The sequence below is a fragment of the Brucella grignonensis genome (genome assembly GCF_002252505.1).
Taxonomy (GTDB): Bacteria; Pseudomonadota; Alphaproteobacteria; order Rhizobiales; family Rhizobiaceae; genus Brucella; species Brucella grignonensis.
The window spans coordinates 1-15,280 of sequence record NZ_NNRL01000143.1 but is presented as its reverse complement, the minus strand read 5'-3'; the positions used below and the strand labels follow the sequence as shown (position 1 = coordinate 15,280).

The following is a 15,280-nucleotide window of genomic DNA, read 5'->3' as shown; positions in this document are numbered from 1 at the left end:
TGTTATCGCCGCGATTTTACTGATCGTGCGTGTGGACACCGGAAGGCAAACTGCCCAACGTATCTTCATGAGACCCGATGGGCAGTTAATCATCATCTATGTGAACCGTCGATAGTAGTATCAGGTCGGCTTTTTCTTGGCCTTGTCGTCCATCAGCTCATACCACATGGCGTTGAGAACGGCGAAGGCTGCCGCGAGCGGCAGGCCGAGGATCCATGCAAAGTACCACATCATTTTTTCCTTCAGTAGGCATGGCTGTTTTTGTCGGTAACGCTCTTCTCATCGACTTTGCCCCACAGAACCTTGTAGACCCAGCTCGTGTAAGCGACGATCATCGGCAAGAAGATAATCGTTGCAACGAGCATGATGAAGAGCGTCTGATGGCTGGAAGACGCGTCCCAGACGGTCAAGCTGGATCGGGGATCGGCCGACGATGGAAGGATGAAGGGAAACATCGAAACGCCGACCGTCGAGATGATCCCGAATATTGATAATTTGCTGAACAGCAAGGTTGTGATCTCGAGCCTTTTCCGCAAACCGATCAATGCTAGAAACGCGCCGATGAAACCAAGACCAGGCGCGATCAGCAGCCACGGACGAGCGCTATAGTTGATAAGCCACGAGCCTTCATGTTCAACTGCCTTCAGCAGAGGATTCGACGGGCCGATGGTACTGATTTCGCTGGTAATGCGATATCCGTCGATGCCCAAGGCAAGGAACACCCCCCCGAACGCAAATAGCACGATGACGGCAAGCGCTGCGACGCTGCCAAAGCCACGCGCGCGTTCGGCGACAGCGCCCGACGCCTTCAGCATCAACCAGCAGGCACCGTGCATGACCAGCATGGCGACGGAAAGCAGGCCGCAGAGAAGCGCAAAAGGGTTCAACAGGCCGAAGAATGTCCCGTCATAGAAGATGCGCATGTCTTCGGTGAAGCGGAAGGGCACGCCCTGCAGAACGTTGCCGACGGCAACGCCAAAGATCAGCGAGGGAATGAAGCCGCCGATGAACAACGCCCAGTCCCAGCCATTGCGCCAGCGCGGGCTTTCTCGCTTGGAGCGGTACTTGAAGCCAACCGGGCGTAGGATAAGCGCGAAGAGGATCGCGAACATGGCCAGGTAGAAGCCCGAGAACGAGACGGCATAAAGCGCCGGCCAGGCGGCGAAGATCGCGCCGCCTCCGAGGATCAACCAAACCTGATTACCCTCCCATACCGGGCCGATGGTGTTGATGGCGACGCGTCGCTCAACATCCGTTTTTGCGACGAAGGGCAGGAGTGTGCCGACACCGAGATCGAAACCGTCCATGACAGCGAAACCGATTAGCAGTACTCCAAGCAAAATCCACCAGATGACACGCAGCGTCTGGTAGTCAATGAGTTCATACAGGACCATGACCGATCACTCCGCAGCAGGAACAAGGGTTTTGGAAATAAGCTCGGCTTCAGGTTCGTCGTCGGGCTCGGGACCATGCTTAATGGCCTTGATCATCAGCGTCATCTCGATGACGATCAGCACGGTATAGAGTGCCGCAAATCCGACGATCGTCAGAAGCACGGCCCAAGCACCATGGTTCGACACGGCGAGCGCGGTGGGCAAGACACCCTCGATGACCCAGGGCTGGCGGCCGATCTCGGCAACCACCCACCCGGCCTCGATGGCAATCCACGGAAGTGGGATTGCCAAGACCGCGATCCAGAGCAACGATCGGTGTTTGTCGAGACGCCGGCGAGCCGACAGCCAAAAGAAGGTTGCCGTCAGTAGGATGAAGAAGACGCCAAGCCCGACCATGATGCGGAACGACCAGAAGAGTGTCGGAACGTGCGGGATGGTGTCACGCGCAGCCTGCGCGATCTGCGCGTCGGTTGCCTGACGCGGATCGTCGATATAGCGCTTCAACAGAAGCGCGTAGCCCAAGTCGTGTCCGAGATCCTCGAAAGATGTGCGGACTTCCTGGGCGACCTGCTTGTCCGGCGTTTCGGCGCGGATCTGCGCCAACGCATCATAGGCCTTGATACCGTCGCGGATGCGCTGTTCAGCCTGTTTCTCCAGCTTGTCGATGCCGGGGATTTCGGTGGTCAACGATCGCGTACCAATCAGGCCCATCGCCCAAGGGATATGGATCGCGAAATGCGTCTCGCGGGCTTCCTGATCGGGGAAACCAAAAGCGGTGAAGGCGGCCGGGGCCGGTTCAGTCTTCCACATCGCCTCGATGGCGGCGAGCTTCATCTTCTGGTTTTCGGTTGCAAGATAACCGCTTTCGTCACCAAGCACGACGACCGACAGCGCAGAGGCGAGCCCGAACGAGGCCGCCACCGTCATCGAGCGCTTAGCAAGCTCGATGTGCCGGCCCTTCAAGAGGTACCAGGCCGAGACGCCGAGCACGAAAATCGAGGCACAGACGTAGCCGGCCGAGACCGTGTGGACGAACTTTGCCTGGGCCACGGGGTTGAAGACCACGTCGAAGAAGCTGGTGATCTCCATGCGCATCGTCTGCGGATTGAGCGCCGAGCCGACCGGGTTCTGCATCCAGCCATTGGCGATCAGGATCCAGAGCGCCGAAAAGTTCGAGCCGAGCGCCACTGCCCATGTTGCGGCCAGATGCCCGACCTTGGAAAGCTTGTCCCACCCGAAGAAGAACAGACCGACAAAGGTCGCCTCCAGGAAGAAGGCCATCAATCCTTCAATCGCGAGCGGCGCCCCGAAGATGTCGCCGACATAATAGCTGTAATAGCTCCAGTTCATGCCGAACTGGAACTCCATAACGATGCCAGTCGCGACTCCGATTGCGAAATTGATGCCGAACAGAGTGCCCCAGAACTTGGTCATCTGCCGCCAGATGGGGCGTCCGGTCATTACATAGGTCGTTTCCATGATGGCGAGCAGCACGGAAAGCCCAAGTGTCAAAGGCACAAACAGGAAGTGGTAAAGCGCAGTCAGTGCGAACTGGAAACGCGATAGCGATACGATGTCGAATTCCATGGTCCTTCTCTCAATTCTGAGTGGCGGGTTCCATGCGCGCCAATCAGCGCGCATGGCTTTTGGAGCTCAGTCTGGTCGAAGCCGATCCAGAGCGCTCTCAAACGCCGCCTCCCCACGGCGCAAGACATTGATTACTCGCCCGCCATCGATCTCCACGATGAGGTCGGCAATAGCTGCTTCCCGGCGGATATGGCTGGCGATGACCACCGAGCGACGTTCCGACTTCTCGATCAGCCTGCGCATCACGTCGCGGGCGGTGTCTCCGTCCAGGCCCTCGGTAGGCTCGTCGAGCAACCAAAGGGAGGCGTTTCTAACAAAGAGGCGGGCAAGTGCGAGACGACGCGACTGGCCGCCTGAAAGACCAAAACCGCCTTCTCCAAGTCTGGTGTCGAGCCCGCGCGGTAAAGCAAGAATGGTCGAGAGCAAGCCAGCCGCCTCAAGTGCATCGTGCAACTGATCCTCGCTCGCCGCGGGGTCGGCGATGATCAAATTGTCACGGACAGAGTCGGCAAACAGCTCGGTACGTTGCGTGAGCAAGGTCGTATCGGTTACGCAGACCGCTCCACATCGCGGTTTCAGTTCGCCGGACAGAAGTGCAAGCAAGCTGGACTTACCCGCACCGCTGGCACCGACGAGGGCAAGTTTTTCGCCATTCTTCAGTTGGAGGGTGATGTCATGCAGCACAGGCCGTGCATTGGTGTCGTAAGCGGCAGTTGCAGCGGAAAGGCTTAGTGCCAGATGGCCTTCCGGCGCGACGAATTTAATCCCATCGTCTTTCGATGTCAGTCTTCTGCCGACTCTTCGTGCCGCGATCAGGGTGCGAGCAAATTCGACCGCGCCGCGCCGCAATGCGCCAAACGGTTCGATAGCAGCGAACGCCACCAGCACGCCGAAAGCGGCTATAGGGGCGCCTATCTCACCAGCACCCGCGAGGGCTGCCACCGCCAGCAAAGAGCCAGCAAGAAGCAGCGTGGATGTGAACGTCAAACTGAAACTGACACCGGCTTCGATGCTGTTCAGCCGATCATCTGCGAGCGCTGCGTACTTGTCTGCCGCCGCGACGGCGGCGCATTGCGCATCAAGACGACCGGCGAGCAACAGATCCGTCTGCCCGGCAACGAGATCGATCACGCGGGCGCGGAGAGCTTCAACCCCATGCATACGGCGACGTGCTGCCTTGTCAGCCGCGCGCGCCGCAATGTAGGGGACGCCAAGTCCGGCAATGAGCAGCGTCAGCCCGACCGCCGCGCCCAACAGCGGATCGATCAGTCCAAGTGCGAGACTCGCCGCAAATGCGGCGCACAGCGCGACCGCCGCAGGCACGAGAACGCGGAGATAAAGGGAATCGAGCGCGTCGATATCTGCGGTCAGACGAAATAGCAGCTTTGCCGGACGGGCCACGAGATCGCGCGCAGAGCTGCCCTTTGCCCAGCTACGAAACAGCCTTTCACGAAGAGCTGCAAGAACTGAAAGGGTCGCGTCATGCGTCGTCAACCGCTCGCCGTAGCGTGAGACCGTTCGGCCGATTGCCAGCAGCCGGATACCGGCCGATGGAGCAAAGACATCAAAGGTAACGGCCGTGGCAACGGATAGCCCGGCTAAAGAGGCGGCAGTAATGAACCAGCCGGAGAGGCCGAGAAGCGCTATTCCGGCGAAAACTGTGAGCGCCGCCATCAGCGCGCCTAGCAGTAATCCGCGGCGCCGTTCGGCGAAAAACACGGCGATGACGGGCTTAAGGTCACTAAGACGTGCGCTCATTCCGCAGCCTCCCGGAGGGTTTCCTCGCCGATGGTAATTACCCGCTGCATGCGTGCGGCTAGCCGGGGATCATGGGTGGCTATGACGAGGGTCTTGCCCTTCGCGAGCGCGATCAGGTTTTCGGTGATCTCGGCGGCGGTGGCAGCGTCCAGATGGCCCGTCGGCTCGTCGGCCAGGATGATGCGAATATCGGGGCTGCAGGCAGCACGAGCGATTGCGAGCCGCAACGCTTCGCCGCCCGACAAACCAACGCCGCCTTCGCCCAACGCACGTTTGCCGTAAGCGGCAGCAACGGCATTCAGATTAGCTGCTTCGAGCGCCTCGAGCGGTTTCGTACCCGGGCGGCCAAGTGTGATGTTGCCGGCGATTGTGCCTGCAAAGATATGCGGCTTCTGACCGATCCACGCAATCTGCTTGCGCCAGTCACAGCTCTCTCCGAGAGGCAATCCGCCGATGCAAACTGTGCCTTGCGAAACCGGAGCCAATCCGGCGATCAGCGCAAGCAGGGTCGACTTGCCCGAACCGCTTGCGCCCAAAAGTGCGACATGCTCACCCTCGATGATACGACAGTTGAATGTGTCAATGGACAGTTCGCGATCAACTCCATAACGGAAGCCGACGCCGTCCAACTCGATTTCGAAATGCGGCGACCGAGGCTGCTGGCAGGTCGCGACGACCGGCAGAGTTTCCGATGCCAGCTGGTCGAGCGCCAAGAGCGCAGCCTCGCCGCTCGCCCTGTCGTGCCAGACCGACGAGAGGTCGCGGAGCGGTTCGAAAAAGGCCGGAGCAAGCAAGAGTAGGAAGAGGCCGGTCGTCAGGTCGAGACTGCCGGTCCACGCACCGAATGTGATTTCGCCAAGCAGGCTGAAGCCGACATAGACGGCGACCAATGCCACACCGAGCGCGGCAAACAATTCGAGCACGGCGGAGGAAAGAAAGGCGATCCGCAGCACCGCCATTGTCCGGGTCTTCAGGTTATCGGCATCGACACGTAGGCGAGTTGCCGTCTGATCGACAGCGTCGAGCGCGCGGATTGTCGTCAGACCGCGCAGCCTGTCGAGGAGGAAGCCGTTAAGGCCGCCGGTTGCGGCAAGCTGCTTTTCGCTAGCAGCCTGGGCGCGCCAGCCGATCAGCGCCATGAAAAGCGGGATCAGCGGCATGGCGATCAGCAGGATGAGGGCTGCAATCCAGGAAATGGGAAAGATGCAGACAAGCATCACTAACGGCACTGCCGTCGCCTTGAAGCGCGCCGGCTGAAACCGGGCGATATAGGGCACGATCAGTTCGGCTTGTTCGCCGATGATGCTGGCAGCTTCTCCAGACGCTGGCCGTGAACGATCGAGCGGCGACCGTCGGGCAAGGGCCGTGACTGCAGCGGCGCGACGCCTGCCTAGCTCAGCGCGGGCCGCTTTGAACGCGAGGCGGCCGCCGGCTGCATCGAGACAGCTCCTGGCGAAACCGAGAACAACGATGGAGAGGGCCGGCCACAAGACATCGGGTATCCCACCACCATTCGCGATCCGACCGACGGACAGGGCAACTATGGCCGCTTGGGGGATGAAGATTAGGGCCGCCACCACTTGCAGGAGCGCTGCCAGCCGGGGCGATACGGAATTTCGCGCGCGTCGGGCCACGGGATCGCGCGAACCGTTCAGAACTGCCTCATCGGGTGTCGGCAAGGCATGCGACATAGTTGCCTCTTTGGCGGTGGATCAGGCACCATGCGCCGCCAAACCAGACCGTCAGGTTTTTAATTTACTGATATGTCTAACTATGTAATTATGTAATCGAGTTGCGTCAAGCCGTGTGACATGCAACATGGTTTCAAAATCACGTTTTCGAGATCGCTATTTGATGAACGACGCCCCGACCCGCTTGCCTTCCCCCACGTTGCGAATGGGCGACGCCGCCCCAGATTTTGAAGCACGCTCCACGAAAGGGGCGGTGCGGCTTTCCGACTATAAGGGCCGTTGGCTGCTCTTCTTTTCGCACCCAGCTGACTTCACGCCTGTCTGCACGACGGAATTCGTCGCACTGGCCAAGGCGCACGATCGGTTCGCCGCACTTGACTGTGCGCTTTTGGGACTATCGGTCGACAGTCTCTACGCCCATCTCGCCTGGAGCCGAGCTATCCGTGAGCTGTTTTCTGTCGACATACCATTCGCGGTCATCGAGGACCCGTCGATGTTGGTCGGGCGCGCCTACGGCATGATCGATGAGACGTCTGAAAACAGCGCCGGGGTGCGGGCGACCTACTTTATCGATCCGAAGGGCGTCATTCGTGCGATAACACATTACCCTTTGACGATCGGCCGCTCTGTTGATGAAATGGTACGCATGGTTGCGGCCCTGCAGGCAACCTATTCTGAAGAGAAGCTTGCACCCGTTGACTGGCAGCCTGGCGACCCCCTTCTCCAACCTGCCGATGAAAAGGCTCAGCATGAAGCTGACTGGTTCTGCCGGAGGGAGGCATGAAAACGCTTTGGCAGTCGCGCGCGCAAGCGGATTTCGCCGCTGAGAAGCTGCGCAAATTCGCGCAGCCACAACGTTTGATGATCCTTTCCCATCTGCTCGAAGGGGAAAAATCGGTCACTGAAATCGACATGGCGACCGGCATCGGTCAGCCCGCACTCAGCCAGCAACTTGCTGAGCTGCGAAAGGCCGAACTGGTGTCCACGCGCCGACAGGCGAAACAGGTCTATTATAGTCTCGCCGATGACACCGTCGTTCTATGCGTACGCAGCATCGAGGCGGTGTTCGGCGCCGGGGATCCGGAGCGCGCACTCATGAGCGTTGTTTGGCCGGACGTGCCCTCGGAGCGGAACGGGATCGTGCGTGGCGCGGCCAATTTTGCTCGAATTCGCTGAGTGAAAGGCATTTGTTAAGCCGCTCTTAAGCTTGTGGGGGAGGCGATTTACTCAGGCACGGAATGCCGGAGGAGAACGCCAGAATGGCCGAAACAACACGCCGCAAAATTACGCTTCTTCAGGTCAACGACACGCATGGTTATCTGGAGCCACACCCTGAGCTGGTGTGGCACGGTGCCAATCCGCAGTTTCCAATTCTTGGAGGTTATGCCCGAATCGCCGGTTACCTGAACGGCGTTCGATCGGAATCCCCGCATGCGGTTCTCGCCCTCGACAACGGCGATACGTTTCACGGCACATATGCCGCCGTCTCATCAAGGGGCGAGGCACTGGTCCCGCTGACCAACGCGCTCGCCTTTGACGCGATGACGGCGCATTGGGAGTTTGCCTGGGGACCGGCCCACTTCAAGGCGCTCGCAAAGCGGCTTGATTATCCAGTCCTGGCGATCAATTGCTTCGACAAGAAGAGTGGCCGGCGTCCGTTCGCAGCCTCGCGCGTCATCGAGCGCTGCGGCGTGAAAATCGGTGTGATCGGTGTCGCTGCGACCATCATTGACAAGACCATGCCGCCGCATTTCAGCGAGGGCCTTCGCTTCACCAATGGTGACAAGGAATTGCCACGCGAAATCCGCCGACTCCGCCAGAAGGAGCAGGTCGATCTGATCGTCGTTCTCTCGCATCTCGGCCTGCCACAAGACATCAAGCTTGCAGATTTGGTTGAGGGGATCGATGTCATCCTGAGCGGCCATACACATGACCGGCTGGAACGGCCGGTGGTCACCAATGGTGCGATCATCATTCAGTCCGGCTGCCACGGTGCCTTCATCGGCCGGCTGGATCTGAGCGTCGGCGATGATGGCGTTCATCTCGAGCGTCACGAGCTGATTGCCATGGATGACTCGATCAAGCCCGATCCGGCGATGGAAGTGCTTGTGGAAAGCGTGATGGCGCCGTTGCGCGAGCGACTCTCAATTTCCGTCGGCAGCATCGACACGGCGCTCCATCGCAATACGACCCTCGACTGCACCATGGACGATTTGCTGTTGGCCGCCTTGTGCGATGCATCCGGACGCGCCATCGCCTTTTCGAACGGCTGGCGCTACGGCGCACCGATACCGGCAGGCGAGGTCACGATGAATGACCTCTGGAACATCATCCCGGTCAATCCTCCCGTATCGACGGTCACGATGACCGGGGAGGAGATCCGCGCAATGATCGAGCAAAATTTGGACCGGACATTCTGCGCGGATCCGTTCGGTCAGATGGGCGGATACGTCAAACGTTTTTGCGGACTGACGATTTTCGCCAAGATCGAGAACCCGTTCGGCAGCCGCGTCGTCGATATCTTTGTCGGTGAGGAGAAGCTTCATGCGCAGGCAGCCTACCACGTGGCTTTCGTCACCGCTCAGGGCGTACCCGGCCGGTTCGGCCGCGACCGAGGGCAGATGCCGGTGTCCGCAATTGAAGCGCTGCAAGCCTACCTTGCGAAGAGCTCCCCGCCCGTAACGACGCCGGGGAGGCTCATTCCGATCTGAGCTTCGACCCGCAGGGTTTGCTGGCTGTTAAATGATCGCTTCCTGGCCCGCCGGCTCTTCGCCGGGGACATCGATCCGTCCTCCGCAGCCTTCGATCGATGGCGTTGCCGCTAATCGCGAGAGCCGCAGGCTATTGAGCGCCACCGACACGGAGCTGGCAAGCATGGCCAGCGCAGCCATCGACGGTGTGAGAATACCTGTGATCGCTACCGGTACGGCGACGACGTTGTAGACGATGGCAAGACCCACATTCTGCCGGGCGATCACCGTCATCCGGCGCGACAGCGCGATCGCTGTCAGAAGCTGGGTGATTCCACCTCTGACGACGACCACATCGGCCGTCTGCGCGGCGGCTCCATGGGCTCCGGCGACCGAGACGCCGCAATCAGCAGCGGCAAGTGCTGGCGCGTCATTGACGCCATCCCCCACAAACACAACCGGACCTGTCGCGGCTTTGAGTAACTCGACCTTGTCGGCGGGCGTGCAGCCATAACGCACATGGCGCGGAGCAACGCCAAGCGTTGTAGAGACGCTAAGTGTTGGCCCTGCGGCGTCACCCGAGGCGATCCAGACGTCGATGTTGCTCCGGCTCAAGCGATTTACAGTCGCGCGCGCTTCGTCGGTCGGAGCATCTGCAAGGCTTAACTTGCCGATCAGCTGGTCGTCGAGGTTCACGGCGAGCGATGTCATCCCGTCCTCTGCGCTCAATCCGGATACGGAGATACGGCGGCCATCCTGATCGACACCCTCGGCGCTACGCTCCCGGCGCCTCCCTCCCGTTCCCTCCTCACGACCATGGCGTGCGACGATCGCGCGCGCAAGGGGATGATCGATACCAGTTTCGGCGCGTGCCGCCAGACGCAATACGTCGCCTTCGGCCCAGCCTTCAGCGGGTTTGACCTCGACGACCGTCGGGCGTCCAGCTGTCAACGTGCCGGTCTTATCGAAGATCGCCGTTGCGGCATGCGCGAGTGCCTCGAATGCGACAGGGTCGCGCAGACGAAGGCCGAACGTCGCCGCGATGCCTGCCGCGCGAGCTTGCGCTAGGGGCCCTGCGATGGACAGTGCGCATGGGCAGGCCGCGGCCAGCACTGTAAGCCCCCTGATAACGGCATCAGTGGCGGGTATGCCCGAAAACGGCAGGACTGTCATTGTAACGAGAGCAAGGCTCGGAATTCCCCAACTGAGCGCAGCCGCTATCCGATCGGCGCGTGACGCCGTCGCTCCCCGCTGTGCAAGCTCCAACGCGACCGCTCCGCCCATGCGATCGATGTCGCGATCGCCATAAGTACGATCGACCGTCACCACAATTCGACGTTCGAGATTGATGCAGCCCGCCTCGACACGCTGACCGACGCCGGCATGAATTGCGCGACTTTCACCGGTCAGAACAGCGCGATTGATCAGGCTGTCCCCTTCGTCGATCACACCGTCCATCCCAATAGTCGAACCTGCATCGACGACTATTTTGTCGCCAATTCCGATCTCCGTGGCTGGAATGGACCCATCGCCGGTAGGCGATCGCCTCACCACTGTTTCAAGGGAAGTGTCCTCAAGCGCCTTCAGCGCATCGATAGCGCTACGTCGCGTCATCAGGTCGAGGAGGCGGCCGATCAGTAGCAGCGTGATGAGCATCGTCGCCGTGTCGAAATAGACATGAGACGATCCAGCCGCGAGCGCTAGGCTGGAGAGAATGAAGGCGCCGCCGGCGCCGAGTGCGATCAGCAGGTCCATGCCCGGAGCGCGCAGCCGGATCGACCGAAACGCCATCCAGAAGATTCCGGCTCCGGCCCACACGACGACAGGCAAGGCGAGAACCCCCGATCCGAACGCGATCCACCACGCTATGCGTGGATCGAGAACAGACACATAAAGCACGATGGCGAGCGCCATCGACCACATCCCCGACACGACCGCGACCGCCAGGCGCAGCGAGAGGCGGCTTATATCTGCGGACAGAATCGCCGAGAGCTCTTCCGGCCGGTGGCGATCGATCAATGTGTATCCGGCCTGCGAGACAGCAGCGGCAATGTCGGCGATGGAGAGACGCTGCCCATCCCAGTCGATCAGCATCGAGGCGGTCAGATGATGCACGCCGACGGCGCTGACGCCTTCGAGCCGGCCAACGTGACGCTCAAGCCCGCGCGCACAGCCTCCGCAGGCCATACCACTGACGCCGAACAGGCGGCGCAAAGCGCTTAGTCCACGGCGCCGACCGGGCGATCCGGATCCGGCGTGCCGACACCGAGCAGCACGCCGTCGACAGTCTGACCGTAATAGATCTGGTCGCCGTCGTGATACAGCTTGCGCGTTTCCTCGATCGTTTTTCCCTTCTGGCGCGGATCTTTCGGCCGCTCCAGGCTGTCGATGTAGGCAGCGACGTCCCAAGCCTCCTGGTCCGTCAGACGCCCGGGCTGCGAGAGGGGCATGTTGTTCTTGATGAAGGCTGCCGCAGTGTCGATGCGGGCCATGCCGGCGCCCCAGTTGAATGAATTGGCGCCCCAGAGGGGCGGAAAGACGTAGCGTCCATTGATGTCCTTCTGGCCCTGGCCATCGCCACCGTGACAAACGGCGCAGTTCGCCGCAAAGACCTGTTGTCCGCGCTCGGGCGAATATCCAAGCTCGGTCTTGGCAACCTTGCCGAACCCGCCGCCCTCAAGGGCCTCATTGGTCGGTGCATTGGTGGCGAGCCAATAGAAGTAGCTTTGCAGATCCCGATAGATATCATCGCCCGCCGGCGGCGGCCCGCCTTTCACGGAATGTTGGGCATTCATCGAGTAGGTGAAACATCCTTTGACCCGATCCTCCATCGTGTTGATCTGTTTGTTCTTGGATCGATATTTCGGGTACTGCACCCAGGCGGCCCACATAGGGGCCGAGAATGGCTGCCGCCCAGCTCCCATATGGCAATTGGAGCAGGACAGACCGTTGCCAACATATTGCGAGGCGTTGGTCGATGTGTTCGTAAAGATCGCCTGGCCGCGCCGCACAGCTGCCCCGAACTGATCGTTCGGAATCTCGTCGTCGGTCGGCGGCTGGAAGAAGCCGGCAGTGGCATGGCCCGCCTTGTCCTGCGCAGTCTGTCGACCGGGAATGAAACCACTCTCGTAGGCCAGCGCTCCGAGCGCAACTACGATCAGACCCGCTCCGCCCGCGTGGATCCACGTTCGCGCGACGCGCCCTTTTCGGGGATCGGCAGGTTTGGCTGATTCGCTTTTTTCTGGCTGGGTCATGGCCGTTCTCCAATCCTGGTGATCTTGGCGTTTTCTCCTGCCGGCACGGGAGGAAGCGAGGCGAGATAATCTGCGACGGCTCTGCGATCGTTGTCCGAAAGCTCCCGGGAAATTCGGCCCATCAGGTCGAGCGCGGAATTGTGTCGTTGTCCGCCTACCCAAGCCGCCAGTTGGCTTGCCGTATAAGCGGCGTGCTGGGCGGCCAGTGCCGGGAATTCCGGCGAGACGCCAAAGCCCGACGGCCCGTGACAGGAGAAGCAGGCTGGAACGTTGCGGCTCCAATCGCCGTGAAGCGCGAGTGCCTCGCCTCGAGCGAGATCACCGCCGAGCTCCGGTTTGGCGTTGGATGGCACACGTAGGCCGGCGTAGTATTCGCCGAGCTGGCGCTTTTCTTCATCCGACAGCGACGCCACAACGATACGCATCGATTCGTTCAGACGGCGCCCCTGCGCGAAGTCGTTCATCTGCTTGACGATGTAGTCGGCCGGAAGACCAGCAAGGCGCGGGACGTTCGCCTTGCCCTGGCCGAGGTCGCCGTGACAACTGGCGCAGGCCCATTGTTCGCCGCGCCCGGTAAAGATTGCCGCCGAGGCCTCGGGAGACATCGAAACGGTCGTCTGCGCCACAAATGGCGGCTGACTACCAAGGTCGAGCCGGAAGGATGATGCGATCTCCGCTCCCCCCTTGAAGCTGCCCTTGTCCGCCACCTCGCCGCGCAACCTGGCGACCGCCGCCGCTTCGATTTTCTCGGTGGACTGGCCAAACCTGTGCGCGACATAAGTTGCGAGCTCACCAAGCTCGACATCACTGAGAACGCTGGCGAAACTCGGCATATGGCCGTCGAAAGTGTGATCGCCGACGCGGATCGATCCGTCGATGCCACGGAGCAGAATGGTCGAAACCAACTCTGGCCCATGCGCGACGAAGGCGGAGCCGGCGAGCGGCGGGATCGCACCGCGAACGCCCAAGCCGTCAGACTGATGGCATGTCGAACATCGCGCGGCAAACAGCGCGGCGCCTGGCTCCGTGCTGGCGCCTGTCGCCTCGCGGCTTTCTGCGACACGCTCATTGCGTGCCTCAGCAATATCCTCTCGCGTATCCAGCAGCGTCGCAGCGCCCCAAATGCCAAGGCCTACCGCAATCGCGATAAGCGGCCATGGCATCTTGCCGTGCAACTCATAGGGTTCGAAGTTCTCGTCTCGATGTTCGGTGGAGCCCTTGCCGGCAGACTTGTCCGTTGTCATCGCGCACCCTCCTGTCCATTGTACCCGTCGTCGCGCAGTGCATCGGCGGGTGCTGGATAGGTGCGATCAAGCGATTGCAGGTAAGCCGTCAGGTCAAGAGCATCCTGCTTTGCGATCACCACGCCGGATTTCGGAGCGAATTCTGACGGAAGTGCAACGACGACATCCCCGGGTGCAGCCGTGCCCTTTTCCTCGAACAGGAAGGGATAGGCCGGCATGATGCTCCAGCTGAAGATGGCGCGGGGCTGGTAAAGATGAGTCAGGTGCCAGTCGCGCGATGGAAGGCGCGCGCCGACATTGAGGAGGTCAGGCCCTGTACGCATCGTGCCGAGCTGGTGCGGGCTGTCATAGGTGTAGTCGGCGGCAACCGCCGGCCGACCCCAGCCCCGCACTCCGTCTGGAGCCTGGTCGGGTGAGCGTGGTTGCTGGCTATGGCAGTAGACGCAGCCAAGCGAAACGTAGACTTCACGGCCGCGCGCCTGTTGATCGGTATAGGGCTTGAGCTCCGGCGGGATGTCGTGACGGGCGATCTGAATGCCGGGCGCGATGACCAGCATCAGCGTTGCGAAGGCGAGAATACCGAGAGCGATGATGGAGAGGGGGAGATAGCGGTTCATTCTGCGGGCGCCACCTTCGCGGCTGCCGATGCCGGCCTTGGAAACAGGATCATGACCACGTTTACGGCGAACAGGACATGGCCGAGCGTCATGAGGCTGCCGCCAACGCTGCGCGCCTCGAGATAGGGTATGGTCACAGTGACGCTGTCGGCAAAGGGTCGGGTCGCATCGAGCATCGCGAGGCCCTGCAGCACGCCGCCGATCGACAGCCCGAAGAAGTAGATCGCGAAGCCGACGACAACCAGCCAGAAATGCGCGTTGATCAAGGCTGGCCACTGGAAGGTACGGCCGGTCATGCGCGGAAGCATGTGATAGGCGGCGCCGAACATGACGATGGTCACAAAGGCGTAGGCGCCAAGATGTGCATGTCCAACTGTATAGTGCGTGAAATGCGTGACGGTGTTGACCGAGCGCAATGCTTCGATCGAACCCTGGAACGAGGCCAACGTGTACATGACCGCGCCAAACGAGATGAAGCGTAGCGGTAGCGATTCCTTCAGTGCCCAGAGATTACGCGCCACCGTGACGTGCTGATTGATGGCAACTGCGATCACCGGGATGAACATCATCACAGAGTGGACGATCGAGAGGGTCACAACCCAGGTGGGCACCGGTCCGCCAATCAGATGATGGATGCCCACCTGGCTGTAGAAGAGCGCGAGGCCCCAGAACCCCAGCAATGAGACCGAATATGAGTAAATCGGTTTCCCGATGATCTTCGGGATAAAGTAATAGGCTGTACCTACGCCGAGCGGTGTCAGCCAAAGCCCTAGCACGTTATGGGCAAACCACCAGTTGACGGTGGCCTCTTCAACGCCCGAATGGATGTAGGGAATGTTGGCGATGACGAATAGGCAGGGAAACCAGAGAATGCCGGCGAGGAAATACCACCCGGACACATAGATATGGTGGACCTGCCGGGCGATGGCCGTTTTGACCAGAGGGATGACAAAGAACACGCCGGCCAGCGCAAGCACCATGTCGAGCTGCCAGGGGATTTCAAGCCATTCTTCGCCATCGGTCCACCCGCTTGCGATCGCAAGCG

13 protein-coding genes are annotated in these 15,280 nt (G+C 60.7%); 3 read left to right on the top strand and 10 right to left on the bottom strand.

Going from position 1 to position 15,280, the window contains the following annotated elements; translation table 11 throughout:
- Positions 1-120 precede the first annotated feature (120 nt).
- From cydX to cydD, 5 genes are all read right to left on the bottom strand, one after another.
- Positions 121-231, bottom strand: a complete 111-nt coding sequence (cydX, locus tag CEV33_RS01700; RefSeq protein ID WP_094538745.1) for a cytochrome bd-I oxidase subunit CydX — start codon at positions 229-231, stop codon at positions 121-123.
- Positions 232-242: 11 nt separating this feature from the next.
- Positions 243-1,394, bottom strand: coding sequence for a cytochrome d ubiquinol oxidase subunit II (cydB, locus tag CEV33_RS01695; protein ID WP_094538744.1), 1,152 nt, complete (start codon positions 1,392-1,394; stop codon positions 243-245).
- Between the two features lie 6 nt (positions 1,395-1,400).
- Positions 1,401-2,981 carry a cytochrome ubiquinol oxidase subunit I gene (locus CEV33_RS01690; protein ID WP_094538743.1) on the bottom strand — a complete coding sequence of 527 codons (1,581 nt, stop codon included), beginning with the start codon at positions 2,979-2,981 and terminating at the stop codon, positions 1,401-1,403.
- 66 nt (positions 2,982-3,047) lie between these two features.
- Positions 3,048-4,739, bottom strand: a complete 1,692-nt coding sequence (cydC, locus tag CEV33_RS01685; RefSeq protein WP_094538742.1) for a thiol reductant ABC exporter subunit CydC — start codon at positions 4,737-4,739, stop codon at positions 3,048-3,050.
- Positions 4,736-6,430: a thiol reductant ABC exporter subunit CydD gene (cydD, locus tag CEV33_RS01680; protein WP_094538741.1), complete on the bottom strand. Its 1,695-nt coding sequence runs from the start codon at positions 6,428-6,430 to the stop codon at positions 4,736-4,738. The genes cydC and cydD overlap by 4 nt, the downstream gene beginning before the upstream one ends.
- 163 nt (positions 6,431-6,593) lie before the next feature.
- On the opposite strand from cydD, the gene CEV33_RS01675 reads away from it, so the two are divergent.
- From CEV33_RS01675 to CEV33_RS01665, 3 genes are all read left to right on the top strand, one after another.
- Positions 6,594-7,214 carry a peroxiredoxin gene (locus CEV33_RS01675; protein WP_094538740.1) on the top strand — a complete coding sequence of 207 codons (621 nt, stop codon included), beginning with the start codon at positions 6,594-6,596 and terminating at the stop codon, positions 7,212-7,214.
- Positions 7,211-7,606, top strand: coding sequence for an ArsR/SmtB family transcription factor (locus CEV33_RS01670; RefSeq protein WP_094538739.1), 396 nt, complete (start codon positions 7,211-7,213; stop codon positions 7,604-7,606). Before CEV33_RS01675 ends, CEV33_RS01670 begins: the two co-directional genes overlap by 4 nt.
- Positions 7,607-7,689: 83 nt before the next feature.
- The gene (locus CEV33_RS01665) at positions 7,690-9,141 is read left to right on the top strand and encodes a bifunctional metallophosphatase/5'-nucleotidase (protein WP_094538738.1); all 1,452 of its coding nucleotides are present in this window, start codon (positions 7,690-7,692) and stop codon (positions 9,139-9,141) included.
- A gap of 27 nt (positions 9,142-9,168) precedes the next feature.
- Here the strand turns inward: CEV33_RS01665 and CEV33_RS01660 are convergent, their stop codons facing one another.
- The 5 genes from CEV33_RS01660 to CEV33_RS01640 form a co-directional block, all read right to left on the bottom strand.
- Positions 9,169-11,307 (bottom strand): heavy metal translocating P-type ATPase, encoded by a 2,139-nt coding sequence (locus CEV33_RS01660; protein ID WP_141211547.1) that lies wholly within the window; start codon positions 11,305-11,307, stop codon positions 9,169-9,171.
- A gap of 32 nt (positions 11,308-11,339) precedes the next feature.
- Entirely contained in the window at positions 11,340-12,374 is a 1,035-nt protein-coding gene (locus CEV33_RS01655; RefSeq protein ID WP_094538736.1) for a c-type cytochrome, read from the bottom strand.
- Positions 12,371-13,618: a c-type cytochrome gene (locus CEV33_RS01650; RefSeq protein ID WP_094538735.1), complete on the bottom strand. Its 1,248-nt coding sequence runs from the start codon at positions 13,616-13,618 to the stop codon at positions 12,371-12,373. The genes CEV33_RS01655 and CEV33_RS01650 overlap by 4 nt, the downstream gene beginning before the upstream one ends.
- The gene (locus CEV33_RS01645) at positions 13,615-14,235 is read right to left on the bottom strand and encodes a cbb3-type cytochrome c oxidase subunit II (protein WP_094538734.1); all 621 of its coding nucleotides are present in this window, start codon (positions 14,233-14,235) and stop codon (positions 13,615-13,617) included. The genes CEV33_RS01650 and CEV33_RS01645 overlap by 4 nt, the downstream gene beginning before the upstream one ends.
- Positions 14,232-15,280: cbb3-type cytochrome c oxidase subunit I (locus tag CEV33_RS01640; RefSeq protein ID WP_141211546.1), on the bottom strand; the 1,049-nt coding region annotated here is incomplete at its 5' end. The genes CEV33_RS01640 and CEV33_RS01645, both read right to left, overlap by 4 nt.

Bases quoted from the DNA above. Each gene is read 5' to 3' on its own strand.
- cydX (WP_094538745.1), bottom strand. From the start codon at position 231: ATGTGGTACTTTGCATGGATCCTCGGCCTGCCGCTCGCGGCAGCCTTC.
- cydB (WP_094538744.1), bottom strand. From the start codon at position 1,394: ATGGTCCTGTATGAACTCATTGACTACCAGACGCTGCGTGTCATCTGG.
- CEV33_RS01690 (WP_094538743.1), bottom strand. From the start codon at position 2,981: ATGGAATTCGACATCGTATCGCTATCGCGTTTCCAGTTCGCACTGACT.
- cydC (WP_094538742.1), bottom strand. From the start codon at position 4,739: ATGAGCGCACGTCTTAGTGACCTTAAGCCCGTCATCGCCGTGTTTTTC.
- cydD (WP_094538741.1), bottom strand. From the start codon at position 6,430: ATGTCGCATGCCTTGCCGACACCCGATGAGGCAGTTCTGAACGGTTCG.
- CEV33_RS01675 (WP_094538740.1), top strand. From the start codon at position 6,594: ATGAACGACGCCCCGACCCGCTTGCCTTCCCCCACGTTGCGAATGGGC.
- CEV33_RS01670 (WP_094538739.1), top strand. From the start codon at position 7,211: ATGAAAACGCTTTGGCAGTCGCGCGCGCAAGCGGATTTCGCCGCTGAG.
- CEV33_RS01665 (WP_094538738.1), top strand. From the start codon at position 7,690: ATGGCCGAAACAACACGCCGCAAAATTACGCTTCTTCAGGTCAACGAC.
- CEV33_RS01660 (WP_141211547.1), bottom strand. From the start codon at position 11,307: ATGGCCTGCGGAGGCTGTGCGCGCGGGCTTGAGCGTCACGTTGGCCGG.
- CEV33_RS01655 (WP_094538736.1), bottom strand. From the start codon at position 12,374: ATGACCCAGCCAGAAAAAAGCGAATCAGCCAAACCTGCCGATCCCCGA.
- CEV33_RS01650 (WP_094538735.1), bottom strand. From the start codon at position 13,618: ATGACAACGGACAAGTCTGCCGGCAAGGGCTCCACCGAACATCGAGAC.
- CEV33_RS01645 (WP_094538734.1), bottom strand. From the start codon at position 14,235: ATGAACCGCTATCTCCCCCTCTCCATCATCGCTCTCGGTATTCTCGCC.